General features: G+C 52.9%; 18 protein-coding genes. 2 read left to right on the plus strand and 16 right to left on the minus strand.

Going from position 1 to position 19904, the window contains the following annotated elements; all coding sequences use genetic code 11:
* Window positions 1-20 precede the first annotated feature (20 nt).
* From ABD931_RS10565 to ABD931_RS10590, 6 genes are all read right to left on the minus strand, one after another.
* Window positions 21-1415: a bifunctional UDP-3-O-[3-hydroxymyristoyl] N-acetylglucosamine deacetylase/3-hydroxyacyl-ACP dehydratase gene (locus tag ABD931_RS10565; protein WP_345266773.1), complete on the minus strand. Its 1395-nt coding sequence runs from the start codon at window positions 1413-1415 to the stop codon at window positions 21-23.
* An 83-nt stretch (window positions 1416-1498) separates the two neighbouring features.
* Window positions 1499-2551: a UDP-3-O-(3-hydroxymyristoyl)glucosamine N-acyltransferase gene (lpxD, locus tag ABD931_RS10570; RefSeq protein WP_345266776.1), complete on the minus strand. Its 1053-nt coding sequence runs from the start codon at window positions 2549-2551 to the stop codon at window positions 1499-1501.
* A gap of 152 nt (window positions 2552-2703) precedes the next feature.
* On the minus strand, window positions 2704-3960 hold the full coding sequence (locus ABD931_RS10575; RefSeq protein WP_345266778.1) for an HD domain-containing protein: 1257 nt from the start codon (window positions 3958-3960) through the stop codon (window positions 2704-2706).
* Window positions 3961-4539: 579 nt separating this feature from the next.
* Window positions 4540-4713: an antitoxin Xre/MbcA/ParS toxin-binding domain-containing protein gene (locus ABD931_RS10580; RefSeq protein WP_345267237.1), complete on the minus strand. Its 174-nt coding sequence runs from the start codon at window positions 4711-4713 to the stop codon at window positions 4540-4542.
* Between the two features lie 45 nt (window positions 4714-4758).
* Complete coding sequence (locus tag ABD931_RS10585; RefSeq protein WP_345266780.1) at window positions 4759-7464, minus strand: DEAD/DEAH box helicase; 2706 nt, start codon at window positions 7462-7464, stop codon at window positions 4759-4761.
* A 48-nt stretch (window positions 7465-7512) separates the two neighbouring features.
* On the minus strand, window positions 7513-9093 hold the full coding sequence (locus ABD931_RS10590; protein ID WP_345266782.1) for a site-specific DNA-methyltransferase: 1581 nt from the start codon (window positions 9091-9093) through the stop codon (window positions 7513-7515).
* A gap of 428 nt (window positions 9094-9521) precedes the next feature.
* Between ABD931_RS10590 and ABD931_RS10595 the strand changes: the two genes are divergently transcribed.
* Window positions 9522-9746: a hypothetical protein gene (locus ABD931_RS10595; RefSeq protein WP_345266784.1), complete on the plus strand. Its 225-nt coding sequence runs from the start codon at window positions 9522-9524 to the stop codon at window positions 9744-9746.
* A 70-nt stretch (window positions 9747-9816) separates the two neighbouring features.
* Here ABD931_RS10595 and ABD931_RS10600 read toward each other — a convergent pair whose 3' ends face one another.
* The 6 genes from ABD931_RS10600 to ABD931_RS10625 form a co-directional block, all read right to left on the minus strand.
* Complete coding sequence (locus ABD931_RS10600; RefSeq protein WP_345266786.1) at window positions 9817-10254, minus strand: response regulator; 438 nt, start codon at window positions 10252-10254, stop codon at window positions 9817-9819.
* Between the two features lie 271 nt (window positions 10255-10525).
* Window positions 10526-10957, minus strand: a complete 432-nt coding sequence (locus ABD931_RS10605; RefSeq protein WP_345266788.1) for a VOC family protein — start codon at window positions 10955-10957, stop codon at window positions 10526-10528.
* Between the two features lie 41 nt (window positions 10958-10998).
* Window positions 10999-12984, minus strand: coding sequence for a M1 family aminopeptidase (locus ABD931_RS10610; protein WP_345266790.1), 1986 nt, complete (start codon window positions 12982-12984; stop codon window positions 10999-11001).
* Window positions 12985-13051: 67 nt separating this feature from the next.
* Entirely contained in the window at window positions 13052-13738 is a 687-nt protein-coding gene (locus ABD931_RS10615) for a DUF4230 domain-containing protein (RefSeq protein WP_345266792.1), read from the minus strand.
* A 202-nt stretch (window positions 13739-13940) separates the two neighbouring features.
* Window positions 13941-15278 (minus strand): sodium:proton antiporter NhaD, encoded by a 1338-nt coding sequence (nhaD, locus tag ABD931_RS10620; RefSeq protein WP_345266794.1) that lies wholly within the window; start codon window positions 15276-15278, stop codon window positions 13941-13943.
* Between the two features lie 121 nt (window positions 15279-15399).
* Window positions 15400-15834, minus strand: coding sequence for a CBS domain-containing protein (locus ABD931_RS10625; RefSeq protein WP_345266796.1), 435 nt, complete (start codon window positions 15832-15834; stop codon window positions 15400-15402).
* 173 nt (window positions 15835-16007) lie between these two features.
* Between ABD931_RS10625 and ABD931_RS10630 the strand changes: the two genes are divergently transcribed.
* Window positions 16008-16232 (plus strand): hypothetical protein, encoded by a 225-nt coding sequence (locus ABD931_RS10630; protein WP_345266798.1) that lies wholly within the window; start codon window positions 16008-16010, stop codon window positions 16230-16232.
* On the opposite strand, the gene ABD931_RS10635 is transcribed toward ABD931_RS10630, so the two are convergent.
* Genes ABD931_RS10635 through ABD931_RS10650 form a run of 4 tightly spaced genes read right to left on the minus strand, consistent with a single transcriptional unit; the run spans window position 16210 to window position 19823 of the window.
* Window positions 16210-17205, minus strand: a complete 996-nt coding sequence (locus ABD931_RS10635) for an FAD:protein FMN transferase (RefSeq protein ID WP_345266800.1) — start codon at window positions 17203-17205, stop codon at window positions 16210-16212. The genes ABD931_RS10630 and ABD931_RS10635 overlap by 23 nt on opposite strands.
* Window positions 17206-17216: 11 nt before the next feature.
* Window positions 17217-18467: an NADH:ubiquinone reductase (Na(+)-transporting) subunit F gene (gene nqrF / locus ABD931_RS10640; protein ID WP_345266802.1), complete on the minus strand. Its 1251-nt coding sequence runs from the start codon at window positions 18465-18467 to the stop codon at window positions 17217-17219.
* Between the two features lie 10 nt (window positions 18468-18477).
* On the minus strand, window positions 18478-19092 hold the full coding sequence (gene nqrE, locus ABD931_RS10645; protein ID WP_345266804.1) for an NADH:ubiquinone reductase (Na(+)-transporting) subunit E: 615 nt from the start codon (window positions 19090-19092) through the stop codon (window positions 18478-18480).
* Between the two features lie 11 nt (window positions 19093-19103).
* Window positions 19104-19823 carry an NADH:ubiquinone reductase (Na(+)-transporting) subunit D gene (locus ABD931_RS10650; protein WP_345266806.1) on the minus strand — a complete coding sequence of 240 codons (720 nt, stop codon included), beginning with the start codon at window positions 19821-19823 and terminating at the stop codon, window positions 19104-19106.
* Window positions 19824-19904 lie beyond the last annotated feature (81 nt).

Raw genomic sequence — 19904 nt, forward strand, 5'->3', positions numbered from 1 at the left:
ATTGACAAACGACTATCGACTTATTTTTTCTTCACTAAACTCGCAATCATCTCGGCTTCGCAAACGAGTTGTCCGGCAACGTAGCCCCGCCCCTGCATCTTCACAATACCCCGCTTCATAGGCGAGGTAAACTCGCATTTATAGATGATGGTATCGCCGGGCACCACATTTTTCCGGAACCGGCAGTTTTCGATGCCGATCAGATAGGGCCAGTAGTTTTCGGGATCGGTTACGGTGCTGAGGACCAGGATACCGCCTGTCTGTGCCATAGCCTCCAGTTGCAACACGCCCGGCATAACCGGGTTGCCGGGGAAGTGGCCCAGAAAGAACTGCTCGTTCATGGTTACGTTCTTAAGGCCCACCACACTGGTTTCGTCCATGGCAATAATCTTGTCGATCATCTGGAAGGGATACCGGTGGGCCAGCAGATTTGACACTTGATTGATGTCGTACACCGGCGCCTGTTTGGGGTCATAGGTAGGCACCTGGTTGGCGGCATTTTTCTGGATCAGCTTCTTGATTTTTTTTGCAAATGCTACGTTAGCTGCGTGGCCAGGCCGGGCTGCCAGAATCTGCGCCTTCAGCGGCCGGCCAATCAGGGCCAGGTCGCCAATGAGGTCCAGCAGCTTATGGCGGGCCATCTCGTTCGGGTAGTGGAGTTCCAGGTTATTCAGAATTCCCTCTTTCTTATTGACACTGACCTTCGGTTTGTTCAACAGATCGGCCAGGTAATCCAGTTCACCATCCTTTACCTCTCGGTCGACAATTACAATGGCATTGGTCAGGTCACCGCCTTTGATGAGGTCCTGCTTATATAACGCTTCCAGTTCGTGCAGAAAGCAGAATGTCCGGCACATCGCAATTTCAGACCGAAACTGGGAAATATCGTTCAGTGATGCGTGCTGGCTACTAATGACCCGCGAGTTGTAGTCAACCATTACCGTCAGCCGATAATCGTTCAGCGGCAAAGCGGCAATTTCAATATCTTTCTCCGGGTTACGGAAGTGAACAAATTCACTGATTTCGAAATAGTTCCGGTTGGCTTTCTGCTCTTCAATCCCGGCAGCTTCCAGGGCGTCTACAAATTTGATGGAACTGCCGTCCATAATTGGTGGTTCCGGGCCGTCGAGCTGAATCAGGGCGTTGTCGATCTGCAGGCCGACCAATGCCGCCAGCGTATGCTCTACCGTATGGATGCGGGCTCCGCTCTGCTCAATAGTCGTCCCGCGTGACAGGTCCACAACGTTATCAACGTCGGCGTCTACAATAGGCTGGCCGGGGAGGTCTACGCGCTGGAATTTATAACCGTGGTTGGCGGGGGCAGGCAGGAACGTCATCGTTGCCGTTACGCCTGTGTGTAAGCCTACTCCCGATACCGAAACGGCCTTCTCAATAGTCTGCTGCTTGCTATTCATTCGATCATTCCTTTCTCTGAGCCTGTAGCATGGGGTGCTGATGGGTACGGATTGTAATCCGGCTACAGGCTATGTACTATACGCTACTTATGATTCAGGTGTTGCTCCTGATTGTTCAGATGCTTTTCTACGTGGTGAATCCGCTTCTCCAACTGGGGGAGTTTACGGAACACGGCCAACGACCGAAAATGGTCATTCAGCTCGAATGCGGGTGAGCCGTTTAGCGACGTACCTTCTTCTTTGATGGATTTCCCAACGCCCGATTGTGCCCCCACTTTGGTACGGTTTGCAATGGTTAAATGACCCGCAAAGCCGACCTGACCGCCAATAATGCAGTTGTCGCCGATCTTGGTTGAGCCGGATACGCCGGTTTGCGCGGCAATAACGGTATTTTTACCAATTTCGACATTATGAGCGATCATGATCAGATTGTCCAGCTTGGCACCCTGCCGGATAACCGTAGAGCCCATTGTCGCACAGTCGATGGTTGTATTGGCCCCGATGCTCACAAAGTCTTCCAGAATGACATTGCCCAACTGGGGAATGGCTTTGAAGCTACCATCGGTCTGGGGCGCAAAGCCGAAGCCTTCGCTGCCGATCACCACGTTGGGGTGGAGGGTGCAATAATTGCCAATTACGGAATTGTCCAATATTTTGACTCCCGAATGGATGATTGTGTTATCGCCGATTCGGACGTTATCACCAATATATGCCTGGGGATAGATTTTAACGTTATGGCCAATCCGGCAGTTGCGCCCGATGTACGAAAACGCACCCCGGTAAATCTGATCGCCTACTTCACTGTCGTCGCCCAGGTGCGATGGCTGTTCGATACCCGCACGTTTGTAGGCAATCCGCTGATGGTATTCTTCCAATAAGCGCGTAAAGGCCGAATAGGAGTTGTCAACAAAGATCAGCGCGGCCGGTACCGCCATTTTTGGGGTGAAGCTGCGATCAACAATAACCGCCGACGCCTGGGTAGTATAGAGATGGGGCTCATATTTCGGATTGGATAAAAATGATATGCAGCCGGGTTTCCCCTCCTCGATTTTGGCAAGCTGGTTTATCACTAACGAATCGTCACCGTCTACCTCTCCTCCCAGCAGCATGGCAATCTGCTTGACTGTAAACTCCATATAATTATAATAGCCGTGGCGAAGCGTAAAATACGCTCAGAAGTTTTGGGCGCTAAGGTAGCCAACAAATCAGACTATTTATACAGATGAAAGATTATTTCAAAAAATTGTTCAACGTATACCAAACTAAAAAGCCTTGCTTTAATCCTATTTTAAGAAAGTACCCGACTGGGTTGCCAGCGCAGGTGTTTTGCCCAGCAGACGTAATAGCGCCGGACAATATGCGTCAGGGCCTTAATATTAGGTAAATCCGATGCATCGGCAATGTCGATCACCTGATTACTCTTCAGCTTGATGTTAATTTTGTCGCCCAGCGGCAGGTAAGCCGCATTGGTAGCCTGTCCTTCCACTAAAAAATACGATAGCTCATCGTCCTGCAGGCCTTTCTGCCGGAGTTGCTTTTCCAGTTCCTGCACCAGCTCTCCCGCAAACGGCTCCGTTGAGAGCATAATTTTGAACAGCCGGCGGTTGAGCAGCATCTGGCAGAGCGTAGATAAGATCTGGTCCGGGTGGCGGCTCCACTGCTTGATGCAGTACCAGATATCATGGTCATCGATGCGGGTGAAAGCCTCCAGATATTCTGATGAGCGGCTAAACTCTTCCAGACGGATGGTCTGACTAAGAAAGAGCAGAAAGTCAGCTGAGGCCGGCACCATTTCTCCGCTCCGGAGCAGGAACCGTACCCGGCGCAGGATCTGCACCAGCATCGACTCGGCACAGATAGATGTTTTGTGCAAATAGACCTGCCAGTACATCAGTCGCCGGGCGTTCAGGAAGTTTTCGATGCTCATAATGCCTTTTGCTTCGACCACCAGTTGGTCATCGACCAGGTCGAGCATCTTGATAATCCGGTCGGCACCGATGGTGCCCTCGGCAACGCCGGTGTAAAAGCAGTCTCGGTTGAGGTAGTCGATGCGGTCCATATCCAGCTGGCTCGAAATAAGCTGGTGGAAGAACGGCCGTTCGTAGCTGCCCTCAAACATGCGGATGGCCAGCGACAAGGCACCGCCAAACTGCCGGTTGAGTTCGTGCATGAGCAGCAGCGAAATTTCTTCGTGCGGTACGCCTTCCAGAATGCAGCATTCCAGCACGTGCGAGAACGGACCGTGGCCGATGTCGTGCAGCAGAATAGCGATCTGGGCCGCTTCGCACTCATCGTCCGACAGCACATGACCTTTGTTGCGGAGCGTATTCATGGCGTGGCCCATCAGGTGCATAGCCCCCAGGGCGTGGTGAAAACGCGTGTGCAAGGCCCCCGGATACACAAACTCCGACATGCCGAGTTGCTTGATCCGCCGGAGCCGCTGAAAATACGGGTGCTCGACCAGATCGAACAGCAGTTCGGTCGGAATGGTGATAAACCCATAAACCGGGTCGTTCAGAATCTTCTTTTTGTTGGGATGCGGCAACGTGGAGCTTGGTTGTTGTTTACCAAACAAATATACCAAATACGGGCCGATATGTTTGAGCCGCGCCCTAAGAGTATCTTGCAAATTTTGCCTATTGGCTGTATATTTGCATACTTTCGCTTCGTTGAAGCGGAAAATGGGCTTGTAGCTCAGTTGGTTAGAGCACCTGACTCATCAAATTTAGTTCGGTTAAACGAATTATTGCTGGTGCTTTCGCTGAGGAATCAGCGAATGAGCAGGGGGTTAATTCAGGGAAACCTTAACGAGTATCAATCTGGTACGTTCGATGGCAATCCTGAGCCAAGCCGGGTAAATGGTCAATTACGACAGCAGTCGTAAAGTAACCCGGACGGTGCAGAGACTAAGAAGTGAGGAGACCTACCGATACGCTTCTGCTAACGCCCCCCACCCCATCCCCGAAGCCTTCGGGAAGGGTGATGAGATAGTCCTACTACTTTGGGAAACCAGAGGAAAGTGAATCAGGTGGTCCCTGGTTCGAGCCCAGGCTGGCCCACAATGGAGAAAGCCACTTAGCAGCAATGTTAAGTGGCTTTTTATTTGAATTATAGGGTCGAAGTCTTAGACGTATACGCCGTACTCAATGCGGGTTAGCACATCATCGACAAAACCAAAACCACTGATTGTTGTTAACAACTGCAACGGTGCCTTCCCTTTTAGCTCCCTGAGCGGATGGCGCAACCAGTCGGCCAGTGCATCGGCCCGGTCATCGAAAACGAGCAGGCCAAACTGCATTTTCACAGCAATGCAATGGCAAGTTGGCAGCTCAACAGGCTTCTTTTACAATTGACTTACTAATTCCTTCACCTCTGCAATTGTATGCGTATCGTCCAGACGCCTGGTTTCAAACACCATAAAATACGTGTACTTCCGGTTTGCCGGGCCACTGTCTGCCGGGCCAATCGTGGCGGGGTTTCGATTAGCCTGATCGGCCCAGGTGAGGCCCAGGCGGTTTTTGGCTGCGCTGTCGGAATTGTCGCGGTCGTCGCCTTTGGTTTCGAGTACGATGAGCGTACCTTTTTGGGTGTACAGGATGAAATCAGGGTAATGGTTGGATTTGAAGCCGTTGATGGCAAAGCCTTTCCCCCGTGACAAATTGCGGTGCCAGAACAGCACATTGGGTAGCGCAGCTAATTCAGCAATAACCCGCTCCTCGAAATTGTTCATGCTGCCTTCCCGCTCGTAGAGCGACTTGCCAAGCGATTTTCCCAGGGTGCCGGGGACAATGGCTTTCTTGAACGTGAAGCCCGGCTCTACCATAATCTTACCGACAATCAATAGCTTTTTAAATTGCTCTTCGGCGTATTGGTCGGCCAGCGCCCGGATCTTCTTTTTGATCTTGTCGCGGTAGGTGTATTCCCGCGCCAGCAGGTCTTTTACCCGCCCGGCGTCGAAACTGCTCAGGATGCGCTCCAGGTAGAGCCGGATCTGAGCGTCGGGGATTGGGTACATATCGCCGATCTGTTGCATCAGCCGGTGCGCGAGGTCTTTTACCTGACCGGCTTTGGGCTTGCTGAGGATGTACTCGACAAAGACTTCCTTCACCTGGACATTATCGATTTGCAGGAAGACCGGCCGGTACTGATTGCCCTGGGTGTGTTCAAGGTCAATTTTGTACAAGTCACTGTCGACGGTATCCCAATCGATTTTGATGTCTTCCTCCGCCAGTTTAAAGCCTTTCAGCAGCACTTCCTGGTTGAGCAGCACGCGTTCGGCCTCGCCAAACAGGCCGATAGGCGGTACCGACAGGTAAAACTGCGGCAGGCTTAGGGTCTGAACAAGGGCCGCATAATCGTCTTTGATTGCAACTGTTTTCACTTTATCGCCGAGTTCCGACAACAGGGGTAGCAACTCGCCGGCCTCCTGCTGCTTAATCTGTTGGTCAAACGCCTGATTTTTCTCCACCGCTATCTGCGTAATGCTGGTCAGCGCGGATGAGGGTGCCAGAATAACCGGCTCATCCAGCGAAGCCGTAGCGTCAAACTGAATCTTTTCCGGTTCGATTTCCTCATTGCCAGGCTCCGCCGTTTCCGGAAACAGATAGCTCTGTAACACCTGCGTTGCCGGTTTAGGGTGGCTATCGGTTTGCTGGGCTTCACCTGCGGCAGGCGATCCTGCCGCACGGTAGTCGTTCCGGCTGAAACCGGCCGACTCCAGCCCCCGGATAATGCTTTGCAGCGTTTCGTTGAATTTGGCCGATGCCGTCAGTACGTAAGAGACATTGAGCAGGTCGTTGGTGTGGCGCACTACGTAAGGCTGCCGCAGCACCCGCCCCAGAATCTGCTCGATGTCTACCGCCGACGACCGGTCGGCAAGCGACGCCAGAATGTAGGCAAACGGGCAATCCCAGCCTTCTTTCAGGGCGTTGACGGTGATGATGTAGCGCACCGGGCAGCTCGGACTCATCAGGTCTATCCCGGCCAGTTCGTTGATGGTGGCCGTTTTGATTTTAATCTGCTCCTCCGGAATCTTCAGCTTCAGCAACTGCGCTTTTAGTTTCTCAAAGGTCGTGTTGTCTTCCCCGACTTTGGGTTGCGCCTGGAATAGGACGATAGGCCGGATGTAACGCCCGCCCGCTTTGCGTTCCGCTTTGGCCAGGTGCTCCAACTGCCGTTGCAGGTTTAGGGCGCTCTCGACCACCTGCGTTTTATCCTTGTGGTTGTAGGCAATCACGGGCAGCTTCACCATGTGCTCTTTTTTCAGCTCAATAGCCGGTACATAGCTGATGATGTTGGCGTTCTTCTTCGGCGTAGCGGTCAGATCCAGCACAAACGAGGGGTTGAGGTTGCGGAGCATCTCTACGCTCAGTTCGCTTTCGGCATTGTGGCTTTCGTCGACTACCACCACGGGTGTCAGGCTGCGGATGACGTTGATCAGCGCAGTCTGGTCGGTATCGGCCAGCAGGTGCTGGTCAGAATCATACAGGCTGGCGAAGGTGGACAGCGCTCCGTTTTCCTCGAAGATTTTCCGGTCTTCTTTTTTGGTGGCCCGCAGACTACCAAAACTCAGCACAAAGATGCTCAGTTGCTGCTGCACCACTGCGGGGCTGAAGTTAGCTCCCTGGAGGAGGTCTTTTTTCTGGTAAACCGCCACCCGGTGGTTAAACAGGCTGTTCAGTTTCTGCCGGTAAGGGTGGCTCGGGTTAGAAAGGTTACGTACCGTCTGATCCAGCAGGTTGCTCCAGGGCACCATCCAAACCACCGCTTTGGGCCGTTCGGTTGCGTAGGCATCAAACAGCGTACGCAGCGCATTAACGGCAATAAACGTTTTACCGCCTGCGGTGGGTACCTTTACGCAGACATGTGGTGTACCCGGAATGTTGTTCTGGTAAGGCCGCATACCCGTACCGGTCAGCGGGTCGTAATCGCCGACCTGGTCACGCCAGAAATGGTTGTAAGCCACATCGTAGCGGTGCGTTTCCTGAATATAGGCCAGATAGCGGTCGAGGTCGCGGATAACGCCGGCCTGGTAGGGTTTCAGTTCCACAATAGTACCCCGGAAATACATTCCGGCTTTTTGAGTTTTACGTCCACTTCAGAATCTGGAAATGTCGCGTGGGATTTTCTTAAAGATGATCTGGCGCTGCTGAAGCCATTCGCGGGGCAGCAGGCAGTTGTCGGCATAGATGACATACTGCTCCGCCGAAGTGCGGACGGTCGCCAGAAACTCATAGTCAAGCGTTGTCAGCTCCTCCGGCTCATAATAGAAGTAATAAGCCGTTCCCTCCTGCACCCCCAGCAAATACGGATTGTCACCCCCATCGCTATCCATCGGGGCCGGGGGGTGAGGTATCTGAGGTCCAAATGGTGCCCTCGTCTCCGAATACCACACATACTCCCGAATCCGCTCTACCGGCAAGGCTTCGTTCAACAGCCCCTCTTCCGTAAACAGGGCAGGTCCGAGTTCGTAGTACGTAAAACCGCCCCCGGTGCCTTCTTTACCGCCGTAGCCGTCGATAACCCGCCGAACCCGCTCCGCCGTGATGCTTTCGGCATAATCCTCCATCTCCACCAGGATGAATTGCCGGTTACCGCCGTCCTGCTTGTTCAGGTTCAGAACCGCATGGGCCGTGGTGCCTGAGCCGGCGAAGGAATCAAGTATTATATCGTTGGGGCCGGTTGATATTGAGAATAAGTGTTTTAGTGTACCAGTAGGTTTGGGATGGTCAAATATCTTTGCTCCAAATATTCCTGACAACTCTTGCATCCCGTCCGCGTTTAATCCATGCTTGTCCCACCATGTTTCAGCTTTCCTCGTAGGAGTTCCTTTTTCGTGAAGGAATACTCTTTGCACAGGTCTTGATGTGCCATTTTTACCAAAAATGATTCTTCCTTCATGAATGCGTTTGTTAACTTCGGCTTCATTGAAAACCCAGTATCTTCCCTTTGGAGGGAGAAATTTCTCTCCAGTAACAGGGTTGGTGATCTCAAAATATGGCCCCTTGTGGTTAGCTGACAAATCTGTAACCTTCCAAGGACCTTTAGGATGGTTATCTGGATTACTATAAGCTTTGGATAGGTATTCGTCATCAAAAGGTGTTCCTAAAAAGGTCACCTTAGAAATGTCTTTGGAGTAGCAGACAATAAAGTCATGGACAGGAGGAATATGCCCCATGTTATTGCCATTGGTTTTCTTTTTCCATAAGATGTTTGCGATGAAATTTCCAGGTCCCCAAATCTCATCCATCATCAACTTCAAACTCGCCTGCTCGTTATCATCGATTGATATGAATATGGCTCCATCTTCAGCCAACAACCGGTGCAGCAGTTGCAGTCGCGGGTACATCATGCACAGCCATTTGTCATGGCGGGTGAGGTCTTCGCTTTCCTTGCCTACTACTTTGCCGAGCCAGCGCCGGATTTTCGGATCGTTGACATTATCGTTATAGACCCAGTTCTCGTTGCCGGTATTGTAGGGCGGGTCAATGTAAATGCACTTGATGCGGCCTTCGTAGTAGGGGAGCAGTGCTTTCAGGGCTTCCAGGTTGTCGCCGTGGATAATGCGGTTATGGTCGTTGGCTGCGCCAAATGTGTATTGCGGGTCGAGTACCCGAAACGGTACGTCGAGGTGATGATTAACTACTTTGTCTTTTCCAAGCCAGCGGAGTTCGGGCATTGTTGAGCGTCGGGAAATTGGGTGGGCTACCCCGAGGCTCAGAGGGTAAAAAAACAGGTGCGCTTGGCCTCCGCTGCCTACATTTTATCTCAGGAAGGCACCGCCAAGCGCCCAGCGAGGGTTCAATGCAGAAACAGCAAAGACGGCGCACCCTTTCGAGTGCGTCCGCTTTACTGTTTCCTCCCTCGCTTAAAATTTTGGCGGTTTTTCCTGAGGGGAAACTGTAAGCAACGCTATGTCTTTATATCAGAGTTACTTGTCTCTTATAAGAGAAAAAGTTCAGTTGATTTAGTTGGCAAGATAGCCGTAGAAAGCATTTTGGGCAAGCGAAACAGCGTCTTACACACCTCATTTTCTAACCACCTCCTAATGAAATCAGTTATACTACTGAATGTGTGATTTGGAGTAGGAACAAACAACGCACTGTTATGTCAACAAAAGAAGAAGTGCTTCGGGCGATCACCGCGATGGATACACCGGAGCAGATGCGAAAAACGGCAGACCTGATTATGATGTATAAAGCGAAGGCCACTCCGGAAGATGGCCACGATATTGATATGGCACTGGAGGCCAGGATTGACGAATTCTTCCGGTCGGCCGAGCAAACGCTGACCCGCATTCGGGAGCAACTGGCGGTGATGGAAGAGGTATAGAACCCTGTTCATACAAAAGGAACGCCCGGTATGCCGGGCGTTCCTTTTGTATAGCGAAGGTGAGAAAAAGCTAACTGACAGGAGTGGAGGGGAGCCGGGACACCTGAACCCAGTAGCGTTGCAGCAGCGAAAACATGCCGGACAACTGATCAAAACTACTGGGCTTGGTCATGTAGGCATTACAGCCGATATGGTAGCAGCGCTCTACATCGCCCGGATTATCGGAGGTGGTCAGCATCACCGTCGGAATTATTTTAAGCGTATCATGCTCTTTAATGCCGGCCAGGGTTGCAAAGCCATCCATCACCGGCATATTTAAGTCCAGCAAAATAAGCTGAGGCCACGTACCGAACGGCTCTTCATGGAGCGCGTCGAGCAGGTCTTGTCCGTTTTCAAAAAACCGGACCAGGCACTTCGGAAATCCTATTTGCAACGACAACTTTAGTAAGTACCTGTCATCTTCGTCATCATCTGCAATGAAGATGAGCGTCTTAGGTTGGTTGTTCACGAAAAAGTTGAGAAATAGCGGATATTATGGGTGTAAAGATACTACACTTAACGGTGTTAACTACTTCATATATGGATTAAAAGGTTCTTATAGAAGTTTTAATCTTTTCCGGGAAAGGTTACACCGATTTTTCATTCCGGAAAGTGTAGACGACTCGCCTGGACAAGTCAGCGGCTTGGCCTGGACCCCGTAAAAAGCGGTCGTTGCCGAAAACTGCAATGCGTTTCTTTTCCGGTAGCGTTGCCTGGAATGTTGCCGGGCAGACTACTGGTTATTTTTTCGCTTCATTCAACTCCAGCAGGTAGCCGTCGGGGTCAGCGAAGTAAATCTGGGTCACGCCGTCGAAGCGGACTTGCTTGTGGTAGGTGATGTTGCTCTTTTTCAGAAACTGCTCCGATTGATTAATATTATCCACAAAAAGCGCAAAATGACTGCCATTGCGGTCGTGGGTAATCGGTTCGGTACGACCGGCCAGCAGGTGAACCTGTTGACCGTTTCCAATATCGAACCAGGCCCGGATAGCTTTCAGATCGTCGGGTACGGAAATGGGCGTCAGGCCAATAATATCGCGGTAAAAGCGGGCACTGGCCTGAATATCTTTGACGTGCAGCGCCAGGTGATTATGCCCGGCAATACCCAGCTTATCCTGACCAAACACGCTACCGGCCCACAAAAGGAACGCCAGGAAAATAACAGCTCGCATATAAAGGGTTGTTTTTGTCAAAAGCGAATCCGGCACGCAACCTACTGAACCAGTACAGCTGCCGACTGTGGTCCATCGGCCGACAGAATGGTCAATACATACCGCCCGGCGGGAAAATCACGTACAGAGAGGGTCCGGGTATGCCGACCGGCCGGCAGGTTACTGTCCGTCTGCGTGCGTATCGTTTGCCCAAGTGGATTCACCAGCGTGAGGGTACACGTACCCGGCGTACGTGTCGAAAACTCCACCGCCAGCGTTTCGGCAGCGGGGTTGGGAAATATGTTTAGCAAGGTGGGCTCCGGTTGCGGCAGGCCCGTGACAACAGCGGTATATTCTACCGGCGTGTTTTTCAGAATCCAGTTGTTGGGGTCCAGCACAATAGCTGTCGGCTGGCCTTTGGCGGGTACGGTAAACACCTGGTTTGGCTGGTCGTTGAAAACGGTTACGGTCGTGTCTCCGGCGAGCGATTGCACCCGGATCTGGACCGGCATGGTAAACGAGCTTGGATTGGTATTCGCTGCCTGCTCCAGCCGTACCTGTACCGTATGGCGCCCCGCCGACGAGCCATTGTAAGAATAAGCGACTTTGTAGGTCGGGTGATTTTCGCCGTACACCCATTCTTTAAAGAAATAATCCAGCTTTTGTCCGTACACCTGCTCGGCAATAGTCTGAAAATCGTCTGTAACGGCCGTGCCGTAGGCTACCCGTGGACTGGCACTATACGTGCGCAAAATCCGGACAAAGGTACTGTCGCCCACCACCCCCCGCAGCATATGCAGTACCACGGCGCCTTTGGCGTAGGTACGGTTGCTGCTGAAGATGTTGTTGACGTTGCTGATATCCTGTACGTATAGCGTTCCGGTGGCCCGGCGGGCGCTGGTCATAAAGTTTGTTATGTAATTGTTATAGGCCGTGCGGCCGCCAATGGCCTCCTGGTATAGAGCTTCGGCGTAGGAGGCAAACCCTTCGTTGAGCCAGATATTGTTCCAGTCCCGGCAGGTAATCTTGTCGCCGAACCACTGGTGGGCCAGTTCGTGGGCGTTGATACTGGTATTGAATACACCCATGGAACTGATTGTCTGGTGTTCCATACCACCGCCCCAGCCGAACTGGGCGTGGCCGTACTTATGCTGCAAAAACGGGTACGGGCCGAAAAGTTGCGAAAATACCCGCAGCATATTCGGGATCTCGTCCAGGCTGCTGCGGTTGGCGGCCAGAGACTCCGGGTACAGATAATGCGGCACCGGCATGGTCTGGCCCGTACCGTACTGGTACGGGGTATCATACTGCACGTAATTGGACATGGCCACCGATATCAGGTATTGGGCAATGGGGTAGCGATTGTGCCAGCGATAGGTGCGGGTGCCGTCCGGATTGGTGGTGGTGCCGAGCAGGGTGCCGTTGGATACCGACACAAATACGGCAGGGGCCGTAATGGAAACCGACGAAGAGTCGGCTTTGTCGGCGGGTGTATCTTTGCAGGGAAACCAGTCACTGGCTCCATAAGGCTCGCTCAGGCTCCAGATCGCGGGGTCCCGGTTGGGGCCGTGCGTGCTAAAGGTAAAGCTGCCAAAGCCGCTGCTGCCGGGTACGCCCTGGTAATAAACCGTCAGGGTCAGGGCTTGTCCGCTCCGCAAGGCCGTGAGTGGCGTAATGGTAAGCCGGTTGTTCTGGTGCAGAAACGTAAGGCGCTGACCGGAAGCCTTTACCGAATCGACCCGGAGGCTACCGTTGGCCGATTGCAGGTCCAGGTAAAAACTGGTTAGGTTCTCGGTGGTGCTTTTCAGGCTGATGGTAGCGGCTCCGCGCAGGTAAGCGGGGGTATGGGTGATGGTGAGGTCGAGGCCATAGTAGGTAACATCAATGGCATTATCGCCGGGGTACTGCATCCGTGCCCGGGGGTTAGCCAGCAGCCGGCCGAAATACTGCACCCGCCCAGCCTGACACAGGTCGGCACCGGTTGGTTCCTGGGCAACGGCAGAGAGCAGGGAAAGCAGCAAAAAGAAAAAGGAGTATAGTTTTTTCATCAAGGGTCATTCAACGGATTTCGGGCGTTCGGTATACCTTCGGTATGGTTCAAACGTAGTGTCGTTCTTAGTTAGTATGCTTTTTGCCGGGGTTCTCATCACCCGGCCCCAGTTCAGGCAGGAACTTCGGATCAGCCCGCAGCCCGTCGTAACGGGTAAGCGCTTCCAGTTTTTTCTGCTCCTTTTCGGGAAATTCCAGTTGCCAGCCCATCGAGTCGGAAAGCTGGTAGATCATGTACTGGATCTGGTTATTGGCAATGCGGGGGAGGTCGCTCTGGAGGGCCCGTTCGTGCATGGCCTGCTTGGCTTCGTCCAGAATTTTGGTGTAGTCGTCGCTGGAGAAATGATTGAGCAGGCCGGGGAAGATGTCGTAGAACTTATAATCGGTATCGATAGACAACACCTCCGGTTCCGGAAAATAGTCGATGACCAGCTTTTTCTCCCCGATTTGCGGTTGTCGGAAGCGTACCTTACTGAAATCGAAGCCTACCAGTACTTTAGCTTTCGCAATGATGATTGCTTTTTTGGGGTCGTCGACCAGGTAAAAGATTTTTTTCTGATCCTGGTAGTTGAATATCTCGGAAAAGTATCCCTCGGCCATGACCACTTTGAACACTTTCTCAATACGCTCCAGCAGCAGGGTAACGTCGCTCCGGACCTGGGTTACGCCGGCCCGGCGTTTGAGCAGCGTCACAAAGATAGCGCCACCCGCCCCGCCGGTCAGCAACAACAGCAATATGGTTGTAAAATCCATTCGTTAGGAGTTAATCACGCTGAAAGTTAACAGGCTTTATCAACACTTTGTTACTGACTACCGCTACCCTTGCACTCAACTACCGGTAGGGCCTGGTTGCCAGGGAGGCAATTCGTAAAAAAAGATACTGAATAAATAGCAGAAAAGCCCGCTTCCGCATCCGGAGCAGGCTTTTTATCGAGTATAGGAAAAAGAGGACTACTCATAAGGAATGCAGGAGCGCATACACCAGGATGCCGGACAGATAGCCAACCAGCGCATACCCGGAGATGCGCTTAAGGTACCAGATAAAGTCAATTTTGAGAATACCCATGGAGGCTACGCCGGCGGCTGAGCCGATGATGAGGATGCTGCCGCCCGTGCCGGCGCAGTAGGCCAGCAGGTTCCAGAAATCGTGATCGGTCGGAAACTCGGTCATGGGGTACATGCCCATAGCGGCTGCTACCAGTGGTACGTTATCGACAATAGAAGATAAGAGGCCGATCAGGCTGTTGATCAGGTAGATGTTACCCACGGCGCTGTCCAGGCCGGCGGCCAGCAGGCGCAGATGGCCGGACGTGTCCAGGGCCCCCACCGCCAGCAGAATACCCAGAAAAAACAGGATGCTGGGTGTGTCGATGCGGTGCAGCATGGCGGCTACTGACAGGCCCTGCTTTTTCTCGTCGTCTTTGTCGCGGTGCAGAAACTCGGTAAAGACCCAGATCAGACCCACCGACAGCAGAATGCCCATATAAGGCGGATAGTGCGTCAGGCTCTTGAAAAACGGAACGGATACCAGCCCAATACCGCCCAGCGCAAACATGGTAACCTGTTCGGTGGGGGTAGTTTCAATTTTGGTGTGCAGCAGGTTATCGGCATGGGAGGGCGTTTCGACATGGCCGCGCAGGTAAAAGGTGGCAATCAGCAAGGGCACCAGCAGGCTTATCACCGACGGTAAGAGCAATACCTGCATCACATGGAACGTAGAAATCTGCCCGCCGATCCAGAGCATGATCGTGGTAACGTCTCCAATGGGTGACCAGGCTCCGCCCGCGTTGGCTCCAATTACCACAAACCCGCCGAACAGCCAGATATTATCCTTGTTTTTGATAATCCGCCGGATCAGGGCGCACATGATGATGGAGGTGGTGAGGTTGTCGAGCCCGGACGACAGAAAAAACGATACCCAGGAGATAATCCACAGCAGTTTAACCCGGTCGGTGGTGGCAATATGGTCGGTGATGGTCCGGAAGCCATTGTGTACGTCGACCAGTTCCACGATGGTCATGGCCCCCAGCAGGAAAAACAGAATACCGGCAATTTCGCCCAGGTGCTCAAACAGGGCGTGGTTCAGGATCTCGTGCGAATCGCGATGGGGGAGGGGAACCGTACTGGCGGTCAGCGTCTGAAACGCCGGCATCTGCTCAAAGCCGATCAGCAGAACCAGCCAGCAGAGCACACCCGTGAGCAGGGCCGAAGCCGCTTTGTCAATTTTAAGCGGGTGTTCAAGGGCAATCAGTATATATCCAAGGATAAATACGACAACGATTAAAATAGCCATGAGAAGGGTTAAGGTTACGGTAGGGGGGATTGTTTCAGGTTTCAGGTTTCACGTTTCACGTTTCAAGTCGGCGCCACCCAACCTGACCTGAAACGTGAAACCTGGAATCTGAAACAACTTTTTAAGCGTTGGTGATGTATTGCTCCAGGTATTGAATATGGTCGCTTTGCTCTTTCATGATGGCGGAGACGATATCGCCGATGCTGAGCACACCAATCACTTTATCGTCGTCCATAACGGGCAGGTGCCGGAAGCGTTTTTCACTGAAGAGCTTCATGCAATCGTAAATGTCCATATCCTGCGTTACCGTAAATACCTTAGGAGTCATCACCTCCGACACGGGCGTACTCTTGGCTTTGCGGCCCTGCCGGATGCCTTTTCGGGCGTAATCGCGTTCGGAGAAAATGCCCACCAACTCCTCACCATCCATCACCACCACGGCCCCGATGTTGCAATCGGCCATCAGGTTCAGCGCATCGATTACCATATGGTCGGGCCGCACACTACACACACCCATTTGTGCTTTGTTCTGCAAGATTTTTTTTACTGATATCATACGGGTATACGTTTTTAGAGTGTAGAAACTAAGAACCAACAAGTGAGGACGTTACGGGACTGTATGGGAAATGCTAAGTTAACCGGTTCTTTTTAAATTGAAAATGAATCCCAAAAAATTATTATTTCGTGGGTATTGTGTATCTTTATCCTGATTCGTCAATTCATAGACCTATGCTTGCAGTCATTCTGGTATCCGGCCTGCTGATGCTGGTCGCGTTTTTTCTCTTCAGCGTTCGCCTGCTTTTTGTCAAAGGCGGTGAGTTTCGCGGCACCTGCGCGGGTAATAATCCCATGCTTAACAAGAGCGATGTTGTTTGTGGTGTATGTGGCCGCAAGCCCGGTGAGGAGTGCGCCAACCCGGAAAAAATGCCGGCTATTTACCAAACCCCGGCGTAGTCTGTACCCGAAACGCACCGGTCGAATCGGCATATACGCCGTAAAGTTCCATGCCTTTGGCCATTGCCAGCGGAATGGCTTTTTCTAGGCCCATTACCAGAAAGGCCGTAGCGTAGGCGTCGGCCGTGATGCAGTCGTCGGCAACGACCGATACGCTCAGCAAATTGTGGGTGATCGGGTAGCCCGTTTTCGGGTCTATGGCGTGGCTGTACTTTTTGCCGTCGCGCACCACAAACTTCCGGTAGCTGCCCGAGGTTGCCAGTGACTTCCCGCTTAGCGGTATCACTGTTTGCAGCGGCCGCCCTTCGGTGGGCGTATCCAGCGGCTTATCAATGCCGACTTGCCACCGCTCTCTCCGCTCATTGGTGCCCAGCGTCCGCACCTCGCCCCCAATTTCTACCAGGTAATTCCGAATGCCCCGTTTCTGAAGAAATTCGGCAACTACATCCACCGTATATCCCTGCGCCAGCGCATTAAAGTCAAGTTGCATTCGGGGGTCGGCTTTCGTCAGTACCTCACCGTTGAGTTTCACCTTCTGGTAACCGATAAGCCGGCGCAGACTATCAATTTGCCGGGCCGTGGGGGGCGGCAGTCCTTTCTTAACGCTAAACCCCCAGGCTTTCACCAGCGGCCCTACCGTAACGTCGAATAACCCGTCGGTAGCCTGCGAAACCGAGTACGCCTGTTCATAAACAGTGCCAAAGTGGGCGTCGGCTTTTACACCAGGCTCATTGCGGTTCAGCCGGCTGATGGTGGAGGTGCTGTCCCAGAGCGACATGCTACGGTCGATCAACCGAAACAGACTGTCGACCGACTGGCTGAAATCGCGTCCCTGCGGGTCCAGATATACTATGCGGAAGGTCGTACCCTGGGCCTGTCCTTCCAGTTCGGTATACGACCGGCGGTTGAAACGACAGGCTCCCAGTACGAACAGCAAACAGGCAATAACCAGGTAACGATACGGAAGGGTCATGGAGGGGATAATCAGCTTCCGAAGTCGTCGAAGGCGATGTTGTTTTTCGGTACGCCCAGGTCGTCGAGCATTTTCTGCACGGCCGAGAGCATCAGGGGAGGCCCGCAGAGGTAGTATTCAATGTCTTCGGGCTCGGGATGTTTATCGAGATAGTTGAACAGCACCACCTGGTGGATAAAGCCGACGTAGCCTGTCCAGTTATCTTCCGGCAGCGGCTCCGACAGCGCAATCTCGAACCGGAAGTTGGGGAACTCGCGCTCGATGGCCCGGAAATCTTCTTCGTAGAAAATCTCGCGTTTGCTGCGGGCACCGTACCAGTACGATACCTTCCGGCCTGTTTTCAGCGTGTGGAACAGGTGGAAGATATGCGACCGCAGCGGAGCCATACCGGCCCCCCCGCCGATGTAAATCATTTCTTTTTCGGTCGGCTTAACGTGGAATTCGCCGTAGGGTCCGCTGATGGTTACCTTATCGCCCGGTTTGCGGGAGAATACGTACGAGGAGCACAAACCCGCCGGGACATCCATAAACGCTTTCTTCTCGCGGTTCCAGGGCGGGGTGGCCAGCCGGATGTTGAGCATGATGATGTTGCCCTCGGCCGGGTGGTTCGCCATAGAGTACGCCCGGAACAACGACTCTTCTACCTTCACCTTCAGCGACCAGATATTGAACTTGTCGTAATCGTCTTTGAACTTTTCGGGAATGTTGTACAGATCGGTGCTGAAGTCGATGTACGTTTGCGGAACGTCTACCTGAATGTAATCGCCGGAGCGGAATTTCAGGTTTTCGCCGGGGGGCAGGGCCACCACAAATTCTTTAATGTAGGTAGACACGTTATCGTTCGACACCACGGTGCATTCCCACTTTTTGACCCCAAACACCTCGTCGGGCACCTGGATCTCCATATCCTCCTTCACCTTTACCTGGCAGGCCAGCCGGATCTTTTCCTGCACCTGACGGCGGTTGAGGTGGTTGGTTTCTGTGGGTAACACTTCGCCCCCACCCGAGTAGATCTGGCATTTGCACATGGCGCAGGTGCCGCCCCCGCCACAGGCCGACGGCAGAAAGATCTTCTGGGCCGCCAGTGTCGACAGCAGGGTGCTGCCGGGCTTCACAATAACCGGTTCGCCCTGGTTACCGTTGATGATGATCGCCACGTCTTTTTGCGGCAGGAGCCGTTCCTTGGCCGTCAGGATCAGAAAGGCCAGGGCAATAATGACCAGCAGGAATATGACAACACTGGCAGAGAGTACGGGTAGCATACGAGTTGGGTTACAGTTGGATGCCGGAAAAGCTCAGAAACGCGAGTCCCATCAGGGCCGTAATAATCATGGCAATACCGAGCCCCTGCAGGGGTTCGGGCACGTTGGAGTAGCGCAGCCGCTCCCGGATGGCCGCCAGCAGCACAATGGCCAGAAAAAAGCCTGTGCCGGCCCCCAGGGAGAACACCGCCGTTTCGGCAAACCCGTATTCCCGCTCCTGCATGAAGAGCGATGCCCCCAGAATGGAGCAGTTTACCGTAATCAGCGGCAGAAAGATACCCAGCGAGTTGTACAGGGCCGGGGCGTATTTCTCCACCACCATCTCCACCAACTGCACGGCACCGGCAATGGTGGCAATGAACAGGATAAACGACAGGAACGTGAGGTCGACCGATGCCAGCGACGGGTGTATCCAGCTCAGCGCACCTTCGCCCAGGGTGTAACGCAGGATCAGGTAGTTGAGCGGGGTGGTCAGGATCATCACAAAAATAACCGCCAGCCCCAGACCAAACGCCGTTTTGATTTTCTTGGAGACGGCCAGAAACGAGCACATGCCGAGGAAGAACGCAAAGATGACGTTTTCAACAAAAACGGCTTTTATGAACAGATTCAGATAGTGTTCCATAGCGGGGAGGATTAAGAGACGTTGATGAGTTTGCGGTTGCGGCTGCGCTGCCACCAGATAAAGATGCCGATCAGGAACAGCGCGGCCGGGGGCAATACCATCAGGCCGTTGTTGACGTAACCCATATCGTACACAAACTGAGGGATAACTTTATAGCCGAATAACGTACCAGCGCCCAGCAGTTCGCGGAAGAAGGCCACGGCCAGCAAAATTACGCCGTACCCAAGACCATTACCGATGCCGTCCAGAAAGGCCGGCCAGGGGCGCTGCGCCAGGGCGAAGGCTTCCAGCCGCCCCATCACAATGCAGTTGGTAATGATGAGGCCGACAAACACCGACAGTTTCCGGCTAATGTCAAACATATACGCTTTGAGGAGTTGGTCAACAATTGTCACCAGCATAGCCACCACGATCAACTGCACAATTATGCGGATGCGATTGGGAATAGAGTTCCGGATCGCGGAAATGATGAGGTTGGAAAAAGCAGTTACAAACGTAACACCCAGCGCCATAATGAGCGCCGGCTTCATCTGTACCGTTACGGCCAAAGCCGAGCAGATACCGAGTACCTGTACGGTAATCGGGTTGGTGTCGTCGAGCGGATCGCGAAGGACTTTGACGTCCTTTTTGGAGAGCAGGTCATCTTTCCTGAGCGTAAGCCGACGCCGGGCCGGTCTTTTCTCTTTCAGAACCGGCGCTGGGGTGAGAATGGGGGAGGTTTCTGCTTGCATCTTTTGGTTGGATTTGGGGGCTGAAGTTTGAGGTTTAAAGTTAAAAGAGCGCTATCGCTTGAAGCGTGCGTCAGCCCAACT

It is taken from the genome of Nibrella viscosa (genome assembly GCF_039541875.1).
Classification (GTDB): domain Bacteria; phylum Bacteroidota; class Bacteroidia; order Cytophagales; family Spirosomataceae; genus Nibrella; species Nibrella viscosa.

Coding starts and splice junctions, on each gene's coding strand:
- ABD931_RS10565 (WP_345266773.1), bottom strand. CDS start 1,415: ATGAATAGCAAGCAGCAGACTATTGAGAAGGCCGTTTCGGTATCGGGA.
- lpxD (WP_345266776.1), bottom strand. CDS start 2,551: ATGGAGTTTACAGTCAAGCAGATTGCCATGCTGCTGGGAGGAGAGGTA.
- ABD931_RS10580 (WP_345267237.1), bottom strand. CDS start 4,713: ATGCAGTTTGGCCTGCTCGTTTTCGATGACCGGGCCGATGCACTGGCC.
- ABD931_RS10590 (WP_345266782.1), bottom strand. CDS start 9,093: ATGCCCGAACTCCGCTGGCTTGGAAAAGACAAAGTAGTTAATCATCAC.
- ABD931_RS10595 (WP_345266784.1), top strand. CDS start 9,522: ATGTCAACAAAAGAAGAAGTGCTTCGGGCGATCACCGCGATGGATACA.
- ABD931_RS10605 (WP_345266788.1), bottom strand. CDS start 10,957: ATGCGAGCTGTTATTTTCCTGGCGTTCCTTTTGTGGGCCGGTAGCGTG.
- ABD931_RS10610 (WP_345266790.1), bottom strand. CDS start 12,984: ATGAAAAAACTATACTCCTTTTTCTTTTTGCTGCTTTCCCTGCTCTCT.
- ABD931_RS10615 (WP_345266792.1), bottom strand. CDS start 13,738: ATGGATTTTACAACCATATTGCTGTTGTTGCTGACCGGCGGGGCGGGT.
- nhaD (WP_345266794.1), bottom strand. CDS start 15,278: ATGGCTATTTTAATCGTTGTCGTATTTATCCTTGGATATATACTGATT.
- ABD931_RS10625 (WP_345266796.1), bottom strand. CDS start 15,834: ATGATATCAGTAAAAAAAATCTTGCAGAACAAAGCACAAATGGGTGTG.
- ABD931_RS10630 (WP_345266798.1), top strand. CDS start 16,008: ATGCTTGCAGTCATTCTGGTATCCGGCCTGCTGATGCTGGTCGCGTTT.
- ABD931_RS10635 (WP_345266800.1), bottom strand. CDS start 17,205: ATGACCCTTCCGTATCGTTACCTGGTTATTGCCTGTTTGCTGTTCGTA.
- nqrF (WP_345266802.1), bottom strand. CDS start 18,467: ATGCTACCCGTACTCTCTGCCAGTGTTGTCATATTCCTGCTGGTCATT.
- nqrE (WP_345266804.1), bottom strand. CDS start 19,092: ATGGAACACTATCTGAATCTGTTCATAAAAGCCGTTTTTGTTGAAAAC.
- ABD931_RS10650 (WP_345266806.1), bottom strand. CDS start 19,823: ATGCAAGCAGAAACCTCCCCCATTCTCACCCCAGCGCCGGTTCTGAAA.